At 63.6% G+C, this 19,479-nt stretch carries 18 protein-coding genes and 1 pseudogene; 6 read left to right on the top strand and 13 right to left on the bottom strand.

Annotated features, from left to right (window positions below; all coding sequences use genetic code 11):
- A partial coding sequence (locus HU770_RS03630; RefSeq protein WP_186653653.1) for an IS3 family transposase occupies nucleotides 1-83 on the top strand: 83 nt, incomplete at its 5' end.
- Nucleotides 84-370: 287 nt separating this feature from the next.
- On the opposite strand, the gene HU770_RS03635 is transcribed toward HU770_RS03630, so the two are convergent.
- Nucleotides 371-1,141, bottom strand: coding sequence for a helix-turn-helix transcriptional regulator (locus HU770_RS03635; protein WP_186663052.1), 771 nt, complete (start codon nucleotides 1,139-1,141; stop codon nucleotides 371-373).
- A 175-nt stretch (nucleotides 1,142-1,316) separates the two neighbouring features.
- Between HU770_RS03635 and HU770_RS03640 the strand changes: the two genes are divergently transcribed.
- Genes HU770_RS03640 through HU770_RS03655 form a run of 4 tightly spaced genes read left to right on the top strand, consistent with a single transcriptional unit; the run spans nucleotide 1,317 to nucleotide 6,038 of the window.
- A complete protein-coding gene (locus HU770_RS03640; protein ID WP_186663053.1) occupies nucleotides 1,317-2,267 on the top strand; it encodes a PDR/VanB family oxidoreductase in 951 nt (316 codons plus the stop codon).
- A gap of 31 nt (nucleotides 2,268-2,298) precedes the next feature.
- Nucleotides 2,299-3,408: an aromatic ring-hydroxylating dioxygenase subunit alpha gene (locus HU770_RS03645; RefSeq protein ID WP_186663054.1), complete on the top strand. Its 1,110-nt coding sequence runs from the start codon at nucleotides 2,299-2,301 to the stop codon at nucleotides 3,406-3,408.
- A 46-nt stretch (nucleotides 3,409-3,454) separates the two neighbouring features.
- Nucleotides 3,455-4,705, top strand: coding sequence for an OprD family porin (locus HU770_RS03650; RefSeq protein ID WP_186663055.1), 1,251 nt, complete (start codon nucleotides 3,455-3,457; stop codon nucleotides 4,703-4,705).
- 31 nt (nucleotides 4,706-4,736) lie between these two features.
- Nucleotides 4,737-6,038, top strand: a complete 1,302-nt coding sequence (locus HU770_RS03655) for an MFS transporter (protein ID WP_186663056.1) — start codon at nucleotides 4,737-4,739, stop codon at nucleotides 6,036-6,038.
- 56 nt (nucleotides 6,039-6,094) lie between these two features.
- Here HU770_RS03655 and HU770_RS03660 read toward each other — a convergent pair whose 3' ends face one another.
- Nucleotides 6,095-6,592 (bottom strand): RidA family protein, encoded by a 498-nt coding sequence (locus HU770_RS03660; RefSeq protein WP_186663057.1) that lies wholly within the window; start codon nucleotides 6,590-6,592, stop codon nucleotides 6,095-6,097.
- An 81-nt stretch (nucleotides 6,593-6,673) separates the two neighbouring features.
- Nucleotides 6,674-8,089, bottom strand: coding sequence for an FAD-binding oxidoreductase (locus HU770_RS03665; RefSeq protein WP_033698595.1), 1,416 nt, complete (start codon nucleotides 8,087-8,089; stop codon nucleotides 6,674-6,676).
- Nucleotides 8,090-8,675: 586 nt separating this feature from the next.
- Here HU770_RS03665 and HU770_RS27005 point away from each other — a divergent pair.
- Nucleotides 8,676-8,924: pseudogene (locus HU770_RS27005) on the top strand (cytochrome C); the annotation flags it as partial.
- Here HU770_RS27005 and HU770_RS03670 read toward each other — a convergent pair.
- The 10 genes from HU770_RS03670 to lipA all read right to left on the bottom strand — a co-directional run bounded on the left by HU770_RS03670 (nucleotide 8,910) and on the right by lipA (nucleotide 19,467).
- On the bottom strand, nucleotides 8,910-9,308 hold the full coding sequence (locus HU770_RS03670; protein WP_186660985.1) for a MerR family transcriptional regulator: 399 nt from the start codon (nucleotides 9,306-9,308) through the stop codon (nucleotides 8,910-8,912). The pseudogene HU770_RS27005 and the gene HU770_RS03670 sit on opposite strands and share 15 nt — an antisense overlap.
- Before the next feature lie 71 nt (nucleotides 9,309-9,379).
- Entirely contained in the window at nucleotides 9,380-9,958 is a 579-nt protein-coding gene (locus HU770_RS03675) for an NAD(P)H-dependent oxidoreductase (protein ID WP_186660987.1), read from the bottom strand.
- 72 nt (nucleotides 9,959-10,030) lie between these two features.
- Nucleotides 10,031-11,455, bottom strand: a complete 1,425-nt coding sequence (locus HU770_RS03680) for an aldehyde dehydrogenase family protein (protein ID WP_186660989.1) — start codon at nucleotides 11,453-11,455, stop codon at nucleotides 10,031-10,033.
- Nucleotides 11,456-11,465: 10 nt separating this feature from the next.
- A complete protein-coding gene (locus tag HU770_RS03685; protein ID WP_186663058.1) occupies nucleotides 11,466-12,506 on the bottom strand; it encodes a homoserine dehydrogenase in 1,041 nt (346 codons plus the stop codon).
- Between the two features lie 234 nt (nucleotides 12,507-12,740).
- Nucleotides 12,741-13,178: an Lrp/AsnC family transcriptional regulator gene (locus HU770_RS03690; protein ID WP_047583424.1), complete on the bottom strand. Its 438-nt coding sequence runs from the start codon at nucleotides 13,176-13,178 to the stop codon at nucleotides 12,741-12,743.
- A complete protein-coding gene (gene thrC / locus HU770_RS03695; protein WP_047583404.1) occupies nucleotides 13,175-14,563 on the bottom strand; it encodes a threonine synthase in 1,389 nt (462 codons plus the stop codon). The genes HU770_RS03690 and thrC overlap by 4 nt, the downstream gene beginning before the upstream one ends.
- 15 nt (nucleotides 14,564-14,578) lie before the next feature.
- Nucleotides 14,579-15,469, bottom strand: coding sequence for a LysR substrate-binding domain-containing protein (locus HU770_RS03700; RefSeq protein ID WP_033698604.1), 891 nt, complete (start codon nucleotides 15,467-15,469; stop codon nucleotides 14,579-14,581).
- Between the two features lie 49 nt (nucleotides 15,470-15,518).
- Nucleotides 15,519-16,958, bottom strand: a complete 1,440-nt coding sequence (locus HU770_RS03705) for an amino acid permease (RefSeq protein WP_186663059.1) — start codon at nucleotides 16,956-16,958, stop codon at nucleotides 15,519-15,521.
- A 123-nt stretch (nucleotides 16,959-17,081) separates the two neighbouring features.
- Entirely contained in the window at nucleotides 17,082-18,341 is a 1,260-nt protein-coding gene (locus HU770_RS03710; protein ID WP_186660997.1) for a cystathionine gamma-synthase family protein, read from the bottom strand.
- A gap of 151 nt (nucleotides 18,342-18,492) precedes the next feature.
- A complete protein-coding gene (lipA, locus tag HU770_RS03715) occupies nucleotides 18,493-19,467 on the bottom strand; it encodes a lipoyl synthase (protein ID WP_238338660.1) in 975 nt (324 codons plus the stop codon).
- Nucleotides 19,468-19,479 lie beyond the last annotated feature (12 nt).

Consider the following 19,479-nt stretch of genomic DNA (forward strand, 5'->3'; position numbering starts at 1 on the left):
TCCACTACTACAACCATGACCGCATCAAGCTGAGGCTCAATGGCCTGAGCCCTGTCGAGTACAGGACCCAGGCGGCAGCATAGAACTGTCCAACTTTTTGGGGGCAGTCCATTTGTTTCGGGCCAGTTACGCCTGAAGCATTGGCGCGCGGCCCCTTGGCGCCCGCCTCGATTTCGCGCCGTACAAACAAGGGCTCGCGCGCGCTGGCACAGACATGACTGGCCCGAAACAAATGTAGGAGCGGCCTTGCGTCGCGATGCGCCGCGCGGGCGGCGCTCGATATCTGCCCCACCTCCAAACCCAAGACAGGCACCTAGCCGCCATCACTCCATCTCCCGACAAGCACATTTGATCGTGCTGCCAGGGCGCCCTACCCCTGGGCCGAGAACAACGCGAACAGCTGGCTGCGAAAATGGATGCCTAGCCGGTCGAAGGCCCGGTTACGGTAAGTCTTCACAGTACTTTCCTTGATGCCCAGGTCGGCGGCGATGCCAGCGTGGGTCATGCCCTGTAGCAGGCGGGCACAGATGTTCAACTCTTGCGTGGTGAGCTCGGGGCAGCGCTGCAGCAACTGCTGCTGAGGGTTCTTGACCGGGTTCAGGCTGTTCAGCGCCAGGTGCCCGCGCAACAGCTGCAGCAGCGCCGGGCTGAGCGCTTCGCACATCTGCAATTCCTGGTCGTTGAAAAAACCCTGATCGTGGTGCCGGTAGAGGTTGAACTGCACCGGGCGCGCCTGTTCGTCCAGGTACACGCTGGACAACCGTTCGATCATGCCATTGCGCTGGTAGATCGCCTCGCGGTATGGCCCATGGCGGATGTCCTGGGCCAGCAGGTGGCCGACCTGCCCGGGGGACTCCTTCAACGGCTCGAACAAGGGGTCATAACGATGGTAGTGCTCGATGTACGCCCGGCCGCAGCGCAGCACCAGGCTGGCGTCAGGGTGGCGGGTGCCGGCCGCCAGCAGTTGCGGCCGCGCCCCGTCCATGCGCAACACGGAAAAATGCTCGCAGGCCGCCCACTGGCCCAGGCAGTCCAGCAACGCAGCGGGAAAGCCAGGCGTGCCCAACGTGCGGGTCAGGTCGCTGAAAGCGCGAATTTGCGCGGGCAAGGTCGATGCCTGTGGGGTGCTGAGACGAATCATGGCGGCACTCGGCTATTTATTGTTATTGGCTCGGGCAAACAGCGCCCGATAAATAGTTAACCTATTAACTATCAGTCTGCCGCCAATCCTCGGCCTTGTCCACCTCACGGGTGACAGCCCTGGCAAACGCACGTCCGTAAGCTGGCCCCGACAACGACAATGATCGGGAACACCCATGAACCAGCACCCACTGAACCTGCGCGTCACGCGCTACGCCGCAGAAGCCAAGGACGTGGCACTGATCGAGCTGCGTGCAGACGATGGCCGGGCACTGCCGCCCTTCAGCGCGGGTGCCCACCTGGAAATCCTCGTCGCAGGCGACCTGCCGCGCCACTACTCACTGCTCAACGCGCCCGATGAACGCGACCGCTACCTGATCGGCGTGGGCCTGGCACCTGATAGCCGCGGCGGCTCGCGTTTCATCCATCAGCAACTGCGCCTGGGCGACACCCTCGCCAGCAGCCTGCCGCGCAACCACTTCGGGCTGGACGAGCACCTGCAACGCTATTGCCTGGTGGCGGGCGGCATCGGCATCACGCCGATACTGGCGATGCTGCGCTGGTGCCAGGCGCACGACAAGGACTGGCGATTGGTGTACAGCGCCCGCAACCGGCAACGCGCCGCGTTCTACGAAACCCTGCGCGCCCTGGACCCTACCCGGGTGCAACTGCACTTCGACGACGAAGCGGGCGGCCATCTGGATACCGCGCAACTGCTCGACACCCTGCGCGATGACGAGCACCTGTACGCCTGCGGGCCAGCGCCGATGCTCGACGCTTTGCAAGCCGCTGCCGGGCCACACGCCGATCGCCTGCACATCGAACGCTTCAGCGCCGCACCGGCCAGCGCCGAGGGCGACCGTGGCTTCACCGTGCACCTGAACCTCAGCGACCGCAGCATCTGGGTCGCCCCCCAGCAAAGCATCCTCGAAGCCCTCGAGGCCCACGGCATCGAGCTGCCGTTTTCGTGCCGGGCCGGCATCTGCGGCAGTTGCCAGACCCGCGTCTGCGCAGGCGTGCCAGACCACCGCGACCTGATCCTCTCGGATGCCGACAGGGCCGCAGGCCACAGCCTGATGATCTGCGTCTCGCGTGCCCTGGGCGACAGCCTGGTGCTGGACCTCTGAACCGCCTCACCCTTCTTCAAGGAGCATCCCCATGTCACTGCCCACCAGCAACCTCATTGCGCATGCCCGCAAAGCCAGCGAACCGATGGCCAACCGCGAGACCCCGTTCATCTACAACGAGTGGTATGTCGCCGCCTTTGACGATGAAGTCGGCCGGCACTTGCTGGCCCGGCGCCTGCTCGACCGCCGCGTGGTGATGTACCGCACAGAGGCAGGCGAGCCGGTCGCCCTGGAAGACCGCTGCGCGCACCGCTCGTTCCCGCTCTCGCGCAGCCATCTGCAAGGCGACACCATCGTCTGTGGCTACCACGGCTTCCGCTACGACGCCGCCGGCGACCTGACCGAGGTGCCGTCACAGAAAAACTGCCCACGTGGTATTGGCGTACGCCGCTACCCGCTGGTGCGCCAAGGGCCGTTACTGTGGATCTGGCTGGGCGAGGAAGCCCTCGCCGACGCGGCGCAGATCCCCCATCAGGCATGGATCGACGACCCGGCCTGGGCCTGCACCTCCGGGTATTTCCATCACCCGGGCAACTACGTCAGCCTGCATGAAAACCTCATGGACCTGACCCACCTGAGCTTCCTGCATGCCAACACCATCGGCACCCCGGACTACGCCAGCGCGCCCTACAAGCTGGACCTCAAGGAAGGCCATTACACCCTGATCCGCGAAGTGGTGCCGACCACCCTGTCGCCAGTGTGGGGCAAGACCACAGGGCTGGAAGGCTGCCCCAGCGCGGCACGCATTGCCACGTCGGAGTTTCTTTCGCCGGGGCTGCACCGGGTCAGCGTGACCTTCTACGACAGCGCCCAGCCGCTGGAGCAGCGCCAGCAGTTCCACATCCGCACCGCGCATATCCTGACCCCGGAAACCGCCAACAGCCTGCACTACTTCATCGTCCATGGGCGCGACTTCGCCCAGCACGACGAAGCCCTGGGCGAGTACATGCACGAGCAGCTGTTCGCCGCCTTCAACGAAGACGTGGAAGGCCTCGGTGCACTGGAGGCCGCGCTCGACGACCGCGACGACCATCACTACGAAATATCCGTGGCCAGCGACGCCCCTGCCGTCGCCACCCGCCTCTACCTGAAGAAACGCGCCGATGCCGAGCGCCAGCACGACAGCCGCAAGGTCGGCTGAAGGCAGCGCTGGCCGCCGTCCATAACAACAATAAAAGGGACATCACATGTTCAAGCCTGAACCGGCTATCACCTGCCTGCGCCTGGCGCTGGTGGCAGCGCTGGCCTTGCCACTGCCAGCCCGCGCCGACTTCATCGGCGACAGCCAGGGCAGCCTGGAGCTGCGCAACTTCTACCAGAACCGCGATTATCGCCAGCACGGGGCCCAGGCTTCCCAGGTCGGCAACTGGTCGCAAGCCTTCATGCTGCGAATGCAATCGGGCTTCACCGAAGGGCCGGTCGGCGTTGGCCTGGACTACCTGGGCCTGCTGGGGGTCAAGCTCGACTCGGGGCGCGGCCGCAGCGGGGACGGCACGCTGCCCTTCGGTTCGCAGTCAGGCCGGCCGGTGGACGACTTCAGCCACATGGGTGTCACCGGCAAGCTGCGGGTGTCGAAGACCCGCCTCGATGTCGGCATCCTCACCCCGACGCTGCCCGTGGTCTTTCGCGATGACATGCGCCTGATGCCCCAGACGTTCGATGGCGCGCTGCTGCAATCGCAGGACGTCGAGCGGCTGACCCTGACCGCCGGGCAGCTCTGGCGCTCGCGCACCCGTGAGTCGTCGGGCAGCGACCGCATGTACCTGGCCGGGCGCAGCGCCGCGTTCGACAGCGGCGCCTTCGATGTGCTGGGCGCCAGTTATGACGTGGGCCACGGCTTGATCGCCAGTGCCTTTCGCGGCGAGCTGCATGACGTGTACCGGCAAGACTTCTACGGCCTGGTGCACACGCTGCCATTAGGGTCGGGGTTGTCGCTGCTCACCGACCTGCGTTACTTCGACAGCACCAGCGCCGGCACTGCCAAGGCCGGCAGCGTCGACAACCGCAACTTCAACATGATGAGCACCCTCAGCGTGGGTGCGCACAAGGTCGGCGTGGGCTACCAGCGCATGTACGGCAACGATGCCTTCCCCACCCTGAACGGCTACACCCCGCCCTACACCGCCAACCTGGTCACGATCGGCACCTTCACCAGCGCCGGCGAAGTGTCGTGGCAAGCCCGCTATGACTACAACTTCGCCGCCCTCGGGCTACCCGGGCTGAGCTTCATGACCCGCTACGTGCGCGGCGACGACATCCGCACCCGCGCGGCCGACGGCCATGAGTGGGAACGCGACACAGACCTCGCCTACGTCATCCAGGCCGGCTACTTCCAAGGGCTGGGCGTGCGTTGGCGCAACGCGGCCTATCGCTCCAGCTACGCCAGCGACATGGACGAGAACCGGCTGATCCTCAGCTACACCCTGAAACTCTGGTGACCCCCTTACACCTGCCCTTCGAGGTAACCCCATGAGCCAGACCTTCGAGTCTCTGCAACACGCGCAGAGCACTGCCAATACCCACCGCCAGATCAGTTGGCGGATCATGCCGCTGCTGCTGATCAGCTACGTTTTCGCCCACCTGGACCGCATCAACATCGGCTTCGCCAAGCTGCAGATGAGCAACGACCTGCAGTTCTCCGACACCGTCTACGGCCTGGGTGCCGGGCTGTTCTTCATCGCCTACGCGATGTTCGGCGTGCCGGCAAACCTGGTGCTCGACAAGCTCGGCCCACGGCGCTGGATCGCCCTGATGATGGTGACCTGGGGGCTGCTCTCCAGCGCCATGCTGCTGATTGAAAGCGCCCACGGCTTCTATGCCCTGCGTTTCGGCCTGGGGGTGGCCGAGGCCGGTTTCTTCCCGGGCATTCTGGTCTACCTCTACCGCTGGTTCCCGGCCGGGCGCCGGGCCTCGATCACCGCCCTGTTCACCCTGGCAGTCCCCATGGCCGGCGTGGTCGGCGGCCCGGTATCGGGCTGGATCCTCGAACACATGCAAGACACCGCCGGGCTGCGCGGGTGGCAGTGGATGTTTTTGATCGAAGGCCTGCCGGTCGTGGCCTTGGGCCTGGTGATACTGGCGCGGCTGGACGACCGCATCGAAGACGCACGCTGGCTCAGCGACGAACAGAAGCACGCCCTGCGCCAGACGCTGGCCCGTGAAGAAGCACGCAAACAGATCAGTTCCTGGCGCGGGATCTTTGCCAATGGCCAGGTCTGGCTGCTGGTGGCGATCTATTTCGCGGTCATGCTGGCGGTCAACACCCTGGCGTTCTGGATGCCGACCCTGATCCACGGCGCGGGCGTTGCCCACGACAGCCAGATCGGCCTGCTCAGTGCACTGCCCTATCTGGCCGGGTGTTTCTTCATGATTGCCGTGGGGCGCTCTTCCGACCACCACAAAGAGCGGCGCTGGCACCTGTGCGTGCCGATTCTGATGTGCGCGGTGGGGTTGACCCTGACCGGCCTGCAGCCGCAGTCACCGCTGTGGGTGATGACAGGCCTGGCCATTGCTGGCATGGGTGCCAGCAGTGCGTTGCCGATGTTCTGGCAATTGCCTCCGGCCTACCTGGCCGGGCCGATACTGGCGCCGGGGTTGGCCCTGATCAGCTCGCTGGGCAGCGTGGCGGCGTTTGTCGCGCCTTACCTGATCGGCTGGATGCGCGACAACACTCAAAGCGCCAGCCTGGCGCTCTACTTGTTGTCGTTGGTGATCGCCTTGGGCGCCTTGCTGGTGCTGCGCACCTCGGCTGCGGTGGTCAACCCACGCTGAGGCAAGGTACGCAGGCAGGCGTGGCTGAGCCACGCCTGCTTCAAGCAACGGTCTTGTCAGGGACGAACCGCCGTGACTTCGATCTCGACGCGCCAGGCTGGGTGTGCCAAGCCTGCAATCTGGAACGCCGAGCGGGCAGGCAGTACTGGCTGATTGGCCGCTGGCCCGAAGAACTGGGTGTAGCCGGCCATGAAGCCGTCGAAGTCCATCTTGCCGCCGTTCTCCGGCCCGCCTACCAGGAATACCTGCATCTTCACCACATCCTTGAGGCCCAGACCGAGGTCTTTGAGCTGCTTCTGGATGTTTTCAAGCACATTGATGGTCTGCGCTTTGGTATCACCGAAGGACTCCAGCGAATCCTTGGCGGCGTCGGGGTGGATGACCGACGGAACGGAGCCGCTCAGGTAAACGACTGTCTTGCCAGCAGGCACTTCCACAGCGGCCGAAATGGGGAAACTACCTGCGCTATGGCGCACAACATCCTGTGCATGAACGCTCCCGGCACCGGCGATCGTCAGGGCCAATGCAGCAACGGTCTTGAAAGCGACCTTCATGTGTTTCTCCTAAATGATTACCAAGGGTGATGCGCACGCATCGATGACGCGTGCACGGGTCATTCCATTGTCGTAGCAGGTTTAGAATCGATACAAGCTAAACGGCTCTGGATCAAGCACTGGCGCCTTGCCCAGCAGCAGGTCAACCGTCAACTCGGAGGACACCGGGCTCTCCGTCATGCCCCAGCCGGTCGCGGTGTTGATGACCAGGCCAGGGTATTCTTTGACCGTCGAAATGATGGGGTTCTCATCCGGCGCAATGGCCATGGCGCCGCTCCACTGATCGATCAGCTTCGAGTCGTTGAAGGCAGGGAATTCGACCTTGAGTTTGGCCAGGGATGCATCGAGCTCTGGAATGTCAGGGGCCGCAGTCATCAGCCTGTTCTTCTCGAACGGCGACACCTCATCCAGCCTCCAGCTGGTTGGCTGAGTGAACGAGTCGATCAGCTGCTTGTTCAGCGAGATGTGTACCGGGAAGTCTGGGATGGCCAGCAGTGGCAGGTATTTGTAGCCATACATGAACGACTCTTTGACCACCGGCGCAACGACAACGCGCGGCGAGGTGGCGTAGGTACCGTCAGCCTGCTCGCGGAAGTAGATATTCCCCGGCAATGCAACGTTGCCCCCCGGGGCACGGGGCGCAGCGCTGATGATTTGCTGGGATTGGTAGGCGGGCAAGGTTGGCACGTCGACGCCCAGGTTCTGCATGAACAACCGGGACCAGGCACCGCCCGCGACGATCACGCGAGACGCGCGAATGGCGCCCTTCTCGGTCACCACATCAGAGATGGCACCTGCCTGGGTTTCCAGGCCCCTTGCCGCGCAGTGGGTGTAGATACGCACACCCATTTTCTTGGCGTACTCGGCCATGACATACGAGGCGCGCTCGGCGTCCAGGCTACCGGAGTCTTCCTCGAAGCCTGCGACCTTCCAGCTGGAGGCTGAGCCGCGCAGCCGTTGATCGAGCTCATTGCCTTGGATGATGCGCGTCTTGAAGGGGATGTCCGAGCCGACTTCGCGGGTTTTCAGATCGATCCACTTTCTGACGCCTTCCAGGTCTTCTTCATCGAAAGGCACTTCGACCCGGCCTTGTGTGCGATAGCTGGTATCCGCACCTACTTTGGCGTTCATTTCACGCCAGCGTTGCTTGGCCAGGTGGTGCAACTGGAACGTCGCATCAGGCATCTTGTAGGTCATGACCTGACCATAGAACCGGCACGACTGCTCGCCGGCAATCTCACCTTTTTCGACGACAACGACGGAGAGGCCACGCTCGACGAGGTTGATCGCGGTCATGAGCCCCAAAATGCCAGCGCCAACAACGACCACGTCCGCTTGCTTGGGCAGCGTGCCCTCGGTGCCCTGTACAAAACCGAAGCGCGGTTTGCCGGGGATCAACCGACCTTCGCGGGTCAGCATAGGCGTCAGAATACCCGCACCCGCCGCAGCGGCCACGACGCCGCCGCCAATCAAAAATTTACGCCTTGTCATTCCCATGACACTTTCCTTTCCAAGCATTCGGTGTGGGTTACATCAGCCCAGAGAATGGGCCATAGGCTGGCCGACAGCCCCCGTGGCCAACTTTGTGGCCATCGCGTCAGGCTGACGGTTCAAATTGAGGGCGGGCATTCTGGTGATGCTGTGCAGACGGTGGAATCGCTAAGGACAAATAATTAGTTCATGGATTTCTTAACTATCATGGAGGGGACATATAAAGTTGATATGGCGACACGCCATATTAGTTATTGGGGATTAGTTGGGGTGAAGTAACTGGATGGTTAATTGTTATATGGGTGAGGGCTGCCAGGTGCCTGTCGTGGGATTAGTGGTGGGGCGTACATCGAGCGCCGCCCGCGCGGCGCTCGATCTCATAGGCGCTGTAAAAACCAAAGACAAGCACCTAGCCGCCCTCACCCGATCTCCCGACGTACATTCACTCCCACAGAATGCCGGTACACTAACGCCCCTATCAAACCCTACAGAACAATCGCCACAACGCATCTTCGGACTGTTCGGTATTGCCCCTGCACTGTCACCCAAGGAAGAGCGGGATGCTGCAAAACCAGATTCAACACCACTACCCCAGGGCACTGGGCCGCTGGCCAATAAAAGCAACCCGCCAACACCCGACCTTACAAGTGCAGCCTTCAAATAGCGGCTGAGCCAGTATCCAGGCGTTATCGTCGCGTCGGTGATACTTCGCCCAAATGGCAACTTGATTCCAAAGACGCTGCAAGAGAACGGCGTAAAAATACCGCCGCACGCCTGGAGCGTTAACGATTTTCGCGACCTGAACCAATACATGACCGGTGTGATTTCAAGAACCCCCTGATCCTGAAATGACTGGCAGGCGCTCAGCGCCGCACTGATAGCTGGCACCCTCAAGGCTGGCTTCAAACGCTTCAAGCCCCGCGTACACCTGCTGCAACCCACTGATCTGCGCCATCACTTCAAACTTCTTGTCGGCAATGGCCTTGCCCACCAGCGCCCACGGCAACGCTTGCCCACGGTGCCCCTGGAGGATCGCCTGCATTTCCTTGAGTTTGAAGCCCAACTGCTGCGCGCATTTGATGAGCGTCAGCAGCTCAATGCTTTGCTGGTTGTAAACGCGGTACTTTCCCTGACGCTCGGGCGGCGGCAGCAGGCCAATCGCTTCATAGTGGCGGATGGTCTTGATCGTGGTGCCCGACAGCTGGGCGGCTTTGCCGATGTACATGAACGTCCTTTTCGTTCGGGTGCGCCGCATCTTCACATAGCGCTGCCGGATCGGGAACCACCCGGGCCTGGTCAGCGGCTGGCGATACTGTTGGCCTTCGCGAGCCAGGCTTCGCGTTGCTGCGGGCTGGAGCCGAGCAGCGGCCCGAACGTCAGGGTCTTCAAGGGTTTTATGCCGCAGAACTGCAACGTCGTCTTGCGTACCTGATGAAGGCCAGGCATGCGGTAAACCCATCTGTAATACCACGCGGGAGTGTCCATCGTTACCAGCAGATGCGCCGTTCGCCCTTTCAGGCGTTGCTCGGGGAAGGCCTTGCCTGCGCGGTACTGGAAAGCAAAACCGGGCAGGAACACCCGGTCGAAAAAACCTTTCATCAAAGCGGGAATACCGCCCCACCAAATCGGGTAGATGAAGGCCAGGTGCTCAGCCCAGGTGATGTCTGCCTGGGCCTTGAGCAGGTCGGGCTCCAGTGGCTGAACCTGCCTGTAGCCTTCGCGCAGCACCGGGTCGAAGTTCAAGGCACCAAGGCGTAACACCCGTACATCATGCCCGGCACTGCTGGCTGCCTCGACGTAACGCGCGGCCAAAGCACCGCAGAAACTATCGCCAGAAGGGTGGCCCAGCACCACCAGTACGCGCTTACTCATCATGACCACATCCTGAACGTGAAGCCTTCAGGGTAAAGGCTGCCCGTAACAGGAGAGTCAAGGCCAGCCAGGCCGTTACTGCGAATCCAGATGGTTGATGCACACCACCTTGGGCTGGGTCATGTCTTCATAGGCAAAGCGCACCCCTTCGCGGCCGAGGCTGCCGTACTTGAAGCCGCCAAACGGCATGGCGTCGAAGCGGTAATCGGACGAGTCGTTGATCATCACGCCCCCTGCCTCGATCCGCCGCGCCAGCTTCAGCGCCGTCGACAGGTCCCGGGTAAACACCCCCGCATGCAGGCTGTATTCCGGCGCATTGGCCAGGGCAACGGCCTCATCCAAGGTGTCGAACGGCTCAAGGATCGCCACCGGCGCGAACACTTCCTGTAGCCAGATACGGCTGCTGTGGCTGACCTGCTCCAGCACAGTGGGCGCATACAGGGCGCCTTGCCGGCGATGGCCACAAAGCAGCGTTGCACCCTGCCCCAGCGCCTCGTCCACCCACTGCTCGGTGCGACGGGCCGCCTGTTCGGTGACCATGGGGCCGACATCCGTTTCCAGGTTCGCCGGGTCACCCAGCTGCAACGCCTTGGACTGCGCCACGAACTGTTCGCGGAATGCCGCGTACACCGCGCGCTGCACGAGGATCCGTTGCGTGCCGATGCAGTTCTGCCCCGCCGCCCAGAAAGCACCCGAGACACAGGACTCCACCGTCGGCCCCAAGTCGCAGTCCGCCAGCACCAGCACAGGCGCATTGCCGCCCAGGTCCATGGCAAGTTTTTTCAACCCTGCGCTGCGGGCGATCGACTCGCCGGTGGCAAAGCCGCCGGTGAAGGAAACCATGCGCACCTCGCGCAGTTCGACCAGCGCCTTGCCCAGTTCGACACCGCCGGTGGCGGTAGTCACCACGTTTTCGCCGAGCCCGGCCTGTACCAGGCAATCGACCAGTTTCAACGCCGACAGCGGCGCCAATTCGGACGGCTTGAGGATCACCGCATTGCCACCGGCAATCGCCGGGCCCAACTTGTGCGCCACCAGGTTCAGCGGGTCGTTGTAGGGCGTGATCGCCACAATCAGCCCCAGCGGTTCGCGGCTGAACCAGCCCTGGCGGGCCTCGGAGCCTTCATAGGCTTCGAACGGCACCACTTCGCCGGCATTGCGCCGCGCCTCCTCGGCGGACAGCTTCAGCGTGTTCACACAGCGCTTTACCTCCTTCTGGGCCTGACGCAGGGTTTTACCGGCTTCGGCCACGATCAGCTCGGCGAACGCGGCAGCATCGGCTTCCACCAACCGCGCCGCCTCTTCCAGAATGCGCGCGCGACGGTGCCGGGGCATTGCTGCACTTTCAAGGCACCCCGCCCGTGCACGCGCCAGCAAGGCGGGCACTGCACTGGCGTCCAGGCAGGGCACACGCCCCACCAGGCGACCGTCAAAGGGGCTGAACACGTCTATGTGGCTTGGCGCTACAGCGTGAACACTGGCCATGCGAGATACGCTCATAAAGGCTCCGTTACTGACGGTGGGTGGTGTGCAGGGCAATGATGTCGGAGAGCAAGGCGTAGGCCGTCTCGATGCGCCCTGCGCCCGGCCCGGACACCGTGACAGCGCCCAGCAGCCCGGTGTCGAACGACACCGCATTAATTGCGCCGCTGATGCCGGCAAGCGGATGCTCAAGTGGCAGCAAGCGGGCTTCGACACTCGCAGACACCGCACCGTCAGCCGCCTTGCTGGCAGCACCGATCAGCTTCCAGCACTGGCCGCTGGCCTGCGCCTTGACGATGTCCGACGCGCTGATGCCGCTGATGCCCGAGCACGTCACATCGCTGACGCTCAAGCGTGCATCCAGCAACTCATTGGCCAGGATCACCACCTTCAGGCGCACGTCATAGCCTTCGACGTCGGCCGTCGGGTCGGCTTCGGCATACCCCAGCTGCTGCGCCTGGGCCACGGCATCGGCGAACGACAAGCCGTCTTTCATGCGGGTCAGGACATAGTTGGAGGTGCCGTTGAGAATGCCCTCGAAGCCTTGTATCTGCGCACCCGCCAGGGCCTGCTTGGCCAGGCGGATCACCGGCGTGCCGCTCATCACCGCGCCTTCGTATTCGAACGCAACGTTGTGCCGCTGGGCCAGCGCCTTGAGCTCGGCCCCGTGCAAGGCAATCGGCCCTTTGTTGGTGGTCACCACATGGATGCCGCTCTCCAGCGCCCAGCGGCAGAAGGTGGCGGCCGGCTCACCATCGACCGGGTTGGTGAAGGTGGCCTCGGCGATGATGTCGGCGCCGGACTGCTTGATGACGGTTTCGTTGAACGCCTCGGCGGTGCCGCCTGGCAGCTGTGCAAACGCGCCCTTTTCGGCTGGCAAGGCCGCCAGTGCGGCAGCGTCCAGGCCATTGCGGTCGACCAGCGAGCCGAGGAACAGGTCGGTGACGCCGACGATCTTCAGGCTGAAGCCGAGGGTGGCCTGCCAGCTGTCGTTGCTCGTTGCAATCAGTTGGGCGAGGCCTCTGTTGACACCGCCAAAACCTACCAGGGCAATTTTGTATTCAGTCACGAAGGCGTTCCTTTTTGCTGTTGTTTGATGGGCTCAGCGTACGAGGTGGCGGCGGGCAGTAGAATTGGCCAAAACGCCGTATTTATTGGGCGATCTGCACAGGCTCGCAGGCCCGCGAATGGGGCCACGCGGTAGCTGACACCGGCTTTGCCGGTGTTCGCGGGGCAAGCCCGCGCCCACAGGGTCGCTGCGTAATCAATGAGATAGATTTTGTTCGGGGGGATAGAAGCGGGGTTAAAAGACGGCGGAGAGGACGAAGGAGGTGACGGTGTTTTCAACACCCTTGATGCCGGCGATTTCTTTCCACACGGCGTGGACCCGCTCCGGGGTAGCGGCATCGACCCTGAGCATCAGGTCAAACTCGCCGCTGAGCACTTCGCACTGCACCACCTCGGGGATGCTCCGCAAGGTGGCCAGCACGTCGTCACCGCGCATGCGGTCGTAGCGATAGACGAAAATCACCGCACTGATCAACGACGATGGCCGGCGGGCGTCCCCCAGCCTAACCGTATAGCCCTGTATCGCACCGTCGCGCTCAAGCCGTTCGATACGCTGGCGCACCGCATTGCGCGACAGGTTCACCTTGGCCCCGAGCTCGGCGTGGGCGATGCGTGCGTTGGCGGTCAGTTCGGCAAGGATGCGCTCGTCCAGCGGGTCGAGAATACGCTTCATGCGGGCCTCGACTGCGCCGCCAGCAAGGCCTTGCACAAGCCATCCAGGTCACCCCGATGCAACGCCGGTGGGCCCTCTTGCACCGGTGGCAGGCAGGCCAGCTCACCCTCCCAGACACCCAGCTGCGCCAGCAGCGCGGCAGACTTGCTTGGCGCGATCTGGCCCAGGGTCACCATCGGCGCACCCAGGCTGCGCCGATGCATGCGGCCCGCCAGTGCGCCGACGGCTGTGTGAGGGTCGACCAGTGTTGCCGCTTGCTCGCGCAGGGTGATGACTTCGCGGCGTACTTCGGCGTCGTCCACCGCATAGGAGTCGAACAACACCCGCGCCTCAAGCCATTGCGCATTGCCGATGCTCAATTCACCACAGGCCTCGAAATGCTCCATCAGCGCTGCGACACGGCTGCCGCTGCGCCCATACAGCTCCCAGATGAAGCGCTCCAGGTTCGAATACAGCGAAAAGTCCATGGCCGGTGACGACGTCCGCTGACTGGCATGGGGGGCGTAGCGGTTGCGATGAAGGAAACGGTGAAGGGCATCGTTGCTGTTGGTCGAAACGATCACCTGGTTGATCGGCAACCCCATTTTCTGCGCAATGAAGCCGGCGTAGATTTCCGCGAAGCTTGCCGCCGGTACGCTGAATGCAACCGGCCGGGTGCCGCCACCCAATTGCAGGGCCGCGTGGAAGTAGAACACGATCTGCGCCAGCACCCCTACCCAGTTGGTCGAGTTGAAACACACCGGTATCAAACCCTCCAGCGGCCAGGCACGAAACAGCCGTGCTACCAGGGTCTGACAGTCGTCGAAACTGCCCTCCACCGGCAGCAGCTGAACACTGGCGGGGTCCGCCGCCTGCAAGGCGACAAGGCGGTCTGCCGGGATCTCGCCCTGCGGGTAGAGAATGGCCAGGCGCACATTGGGCCTGGACGCAAAGGCCTCGATCGCGGCAATGCCGGTATCACCATTGGTGGCCCCGACCACCAGTGCCTCGCCGCCGGAGCGCGTCAGAAAGTGGCTGACCAGCCGCGCCTGGAGCTGCGCGGCGAAGTCCTTCGAGGTGCGTGTGGGGCCATGGAACAACTGCAGGATCCATTCGTTATGGCCAATCTGCTGCAAGGGTGTGATCGCGCGGTGGCTGAAGGCCTGGTAGCTGTCGCTGAGCAGCACGCGCAAGCACGGGTCATCAATGGCATCGCCGACAAAGGGCGCGATGACCCGCCAGACCAGCTCATCGAAGGGCAGCCAGGACCAACTGGCAATCGCCTCAGGGCTGATTACCGGCAAGTACGCCGGCACATACAGCCCGCCATCGGCGGCAGGCCCCGACAGCACGACTTCACGGAAGTCCGCTCGCACATCAGCGTTGCGGGTACTGACGTAATGCATGAAAACTCCCCAGGGTTACGAAGGCCGGTGCGCGTGTGCCACCAGCCAGGATGAAAACAGCGCAGCATCGGGTGGCAGTGGCCGCCCTTGCTCGCGTACCAGGTAAAACGATTCGCTCGCTTCGATGCGCTGGCTGAAGGGTGCGACCAGTTGGCCGTCCCTGAGCAGGTCCTCGACCACGGACGATCGCGCCAGCGCCACCCCCTGCCCCAGTTCGGCCATGCGAATGGTGGACACCAGCGTGTCGAACTGCAGCCCCCGCGAGTAATCGACATCGTCCGCGCCAACCCGCTTGAGCCAGTAGCCCCAGCCCTCCTCGTAGCCCAGCACATGCAGCAGCGGGTGGTGCCTGAGGTCGCGCGGCTGGCGAATGGGCGAGCGCGCCATCAGCGCCGGCGAACAGACCGGCACCAGCACGTCCCAGGTCAAGCGTTGGGCATGCAGCCCGGGCCATTCGCCATTGCCCCAGCGCACTTCCAGGTCGTCCTCGCCATCCGGCGCCTTGACCCACAGGTTGCTGATGTAGCGGATGTCGATGTGCGGGTGCTGGCGGCTGAAGTCAGGCAGCCGCGGGGCCAGCCAGTACTGCAGGAACGACAAGCTGCCGCGCACCTTCACCGGCCCGCGCTGGTGCTGGCCGAAGATCTCGTTGGTGCCCACCGCCAGGCGGCTGATCGCATCCTGCACCACCGGCAGGTAGGATTGCCCCTCTTCGGTCAGGCCCAGGCCCCTGGGCAGACGCTTGAACAAGGCCACGCCCAGGTGGTGTTCGAGTTGCCGAATCTGCTGGCTCACCGCCCCCTGGGTGAGGTGCAGCTCCTCGGCTGCGTGAGTAAAGTTCAAGGCGCGTGCCGACACTTCGAAAGACCGCAGCCAGTTGAGCGGCGGCAGGGTTTTTTGCTTCATCGACACGACCTCGTTCACAGTGGGGTCCGTGCATCATGAACCGGAAGGCTCAGCTCACGCCAACACTCGAACCTGCCGGCGCCAGGGCCGCCAGCCGCTGTGCACGCTTGTTGCGGGTAACCCAGTAGACGAAGTAGCACCAGCCAATGAACGGGATGCCGAAGTACAGGGCGACGCGTTGTTCGGGGTCGAAGGCGATGCCGACACAGGCCAGCACGCAGCAGGCAATCGCGCCCAGCGGCACCCAGGGGTAACCGCGCACCCTGAAGTGCAGGTCTTCGACCCGCCCGCCATTGGCCACGTAATGGCGGCGGAAGGCGATCTGGCTGCCGGCAATGCTCATCCACACCACCACCACCGCCAGGCCGGAAATCGACACCAGCGCCAGGTACACCGTGTCCGGTGCCAGCACGCTGCTGAGCAGCGACGCCGCGGCCCCGGCCATGCTCAGCACGATCGCGTTGACCGGCGTGCCACGCGGCGACAGGCGGGCGAAGCACTTGGGCATATGGCCCTGGTCACTGAGCGTCCACAGCATCCGTGAGGCCGCGTACAGCCCGGAGTTGGCGGCCGACAGCAAGGCAGTGAGGATCACGAAGTTCATGATGTCTGCCGAATACGGGATGCCGATCAGGTCGAAGACCATGACAAACGGGCTTTCGACCAGGCCTGCCTGTTCGCGCGGCAGCAAGGTGGCCAGCACGATGATGGTGCCGACGAAGAACAGCGCCAGGCGCACCACCGTGGTCCGAATAGCCTTGGGCACGCTCACCTGCGGGTCTTTTGCCTCGCCGGCGGCAATGCCGATCAGTTCGGTACCGGAAAACGCAAAGGACACCGCCAGAAGCGTCATCGCAATCGGCAGCACGCCGGTCGGGAACAAGCCCTCGCGGGTGAAGTTGGACAGCCCGATACCCTGCACATGCTGCACATCGAACAAGCCGAAGATGGCGCCAGCGCCGATGGCGATGAAGGCAATCACCGTCAGCACCTTGACCAGCGACAGCCAGAATTCGGTCTCGGCGAACAGGCGCACCGACACCACGTTGCTGACCAGCACCGTGATGGCGAACAGCGCGCTCCAGATCCACACCGGCGTGTCGGGAAACCAGCGGACCATCAGGATGCCCGCCGCGGTGAATTCCGAGCCGATGGCCACGGTCCAGGTCAGCCAGTACAACCAGGCCACCGTGTAGCCGGTGCCTGGCCCCAGGTAGCGGGTGGCATAGCTGCTGAACGAGCCGGTTTCGGGCATCTGCACCGCCAGCTCACCCAGGCAGACCATGACCAGGTAGACCATCACCGCGCCGACGCAATACGCGATCACCGCGCCCAGGGGGCCAGCCTGGTTGACCGTGTAGCCCGAGGTCAGAAACAGGCCCGTGCCGATCACCCCGCCCAGCGCCAACATGACGATATGGCGGGTGTGCATCTCTTTCTTGTACCCGGCCGCGTGGGCCGACGTCGGCTTTGATTGTTCGGTGGACATAATCGAGTTCTCATGAAGTGGCTGGCAATCGACCGGCAAGCGGCCCTGGGGCCGACCCCGTCGATGTGTCAGCGGCTGTTATTGTTATGGCTTTCATGAATCAGGAAGGGCGCGCCCAACGCCTCAGGTCGACACTTCAACATGCCGATCGCAGCGGTCGCTGCCCTGCCCCTGCTGGGCGCGCACTGTCGCGAACGCCTGGCGCAGGTCTGCCAGCAGGTCAGCGGTATCTTCGATGCCGACCGAAACCCGCACCAGGCCTTCGGAAATGCCCAGTGCCTGACGCTCTTCCAGGGTGTTTTCCACGTGGCTGGTTGTCCGTGCCGGCCCGTAGATGGTTTCCACTGCACCGAGGTTGCCGGCGCGGTGGGCATAGCGCAGCTTAGGCAGCAGCGCGACGACGGTGTCCATCCCGCCTGCCAGGACGAAACTGACGATCGCGCCAAAACCGCGCATCTGCGCGTTAGCGATCGCGTGGCCGGGGTGCTGCGGCAACCCGGGGTAGTTGACCGACTCCACCAGCGGCTCGGTGCACAGGTATTCGGCCAGGGCCTGGGCGCTGGCCTGTTGCTGACGCAGGCGCAGCGCCAGGGTCTTGATGCCGCGAATGATCAAGTAGGCGGAGAACGGGTCCAGCGAGGCGCCGTTGATTTCACGGTAGTGTCGCACCTGCGCCATCAAGGTTTCGGCACCGCAGACGACACCGCCCAGCACATCGCCATGCCCGGACAGGAATTTGGTCGCGCTGTGCACCACCACGTCGACGCCCAGCAGCAGCGGGTTCTGGTTCAGCGGCGTGGCGAAGGTGTTATCGGCAACCACCAGTGCCCCCACACGCTTGGCTGCGGCTACCAGGCGGCGGATGTCGAGGATTTTCAGCGTCGGGTTGCTCGGCGTCTCCAGGTAGACCACATCGCAACCGCGAGCGATTTCACGCTCCATGGCTTCACTGTCGAGGGTGTCGCACAGCGTCACCTCGATGCCCTGGCGGGGCAGAAACTCTTCGAAGATCTTGTTGGTGCCGCCGTAGCTGTCGCGGGTCGAGACCACCCGCTTGCCGTTGCACAGGAAGGTATGCAGTACACCGCTGATGGCGGCCATGCCGGTGCTGAAGGCCACGGCCGACTCGGCGTGTTCCAGGGCGCACAGTTTGTCTTCAAGGACCGCAACCGTCGGGTTGCTCATGCGGCTGTAGATGAAGCCAGGTTGTTTGCCCAGGGCGATGTCGTACCAGGCGTCGATGTCCTGGTAGCCGTAGGCGGCACTGGCGATGATCGGGGTTTGGGTGGCGTTGTAGGGGTGCTCGACCTGTTCACCCTCCCACACCACCTGGGTACCGATACCGGGCTGCACGCCGTGGGCGACCTTTGCTTGGTTATTCATGTAATTGTCTCGCATCGATGAAACACGACGGTGTTTCGACTGGTCTGCGAGGACTATAGAGCGCGCATACGCCCCTGAAAAACGATGCAATAAGGGCCTTAGGGGCGCTTTTTTTAATGGCTTCTGGGGGGCCGCTTTGCGGCCCCGGCGTCTAGCGAACCGCGTGCAAGGCTTGCTGGTCGGCATGGTAGGACGAGCGCACCAGCGGCCCCGACGCCACATTCCTGAAGCCCATCGCCACAGCCTGCTCGGCGAACCAGGCAAAGGTATCCGGGTGCACGAACCGCTGCACCGGCAGGTGGCTGCGCGAAGGCTGCAGGTACTGCCCCAGCGTCAGCATGTCGACCTGATGCTCGCGCATGCGCTGCATCACTTCCAGCACCTCGTCGTCGGTTTCCCCCAGGCCCAGCATCAGCCCGGACTTGGTCGGCACCCCGGGCACCCGGCGCTTGAAGTTCTCCAACAGGTCCAACGACCACTCGAAGTCCGACCCCGGCCGTGCCGCCTTGTACAGGCGCGGCACGGTCTCCAGGTTATGGTTGAACACATCTGGCGGCGCCTGCTCGGTGATGGCCAGGGCCACGTCCATGCGCCCCCGGTAATCCGGCACCAGGGTTTCCAGCGTCGTGCCCGGCGACAGCTTGCGGATTTCGCGCAGGCAGTCGACGAAGTGCTGGGCACCGCCGTCGCGCAGGTCGTCACGGTCCACCGAGGTGATCACCACGTACTTCAGGCGCAGCTCGGCAATGGCAATCGCCAGGTGCTTCGGCTCATCGGCATCCAGCGGTTTCGGCCGGCCATGGCCGACGTCGCAGAACGGGCAACGCCGAGTGCAGATGTCGCCCATGATCATGAAGGTCGCCGTGCCAGCGGAAAAGCACTCGCCCAGGTTCGGGCATGAGGCTTCTTCGCAGACGCTGTGCAGCTTGTGCTTGCGCAGCAGCGCTTTGACCCGGGCGACCTCGGGGGACGTGGCGATTTCCACGCGGATCCAGTCGGGTTTGCGCGGCACTTCCTCGGTGGGCAGAATCTTCACCGGGATGCGCGCCACCTTTTCGGCGCCTCGCAGTTTCACGCCGGCTTGCAGGGGCTGCGGGCGCGTGGCCGCAGTCAGGGTCTGGTTCATGTTCATGCTCCG

The organism is Pseudomonas sp. SWRI68, from assembly GCF_014269165.1.
Lineage (GTDB): Bacteria > Pseudomonadota > Gammaproteobacteria > Pseudomonadales > Pseudomonadaceae > Aquipseudomonas > Aquipseudomonas capeferrum.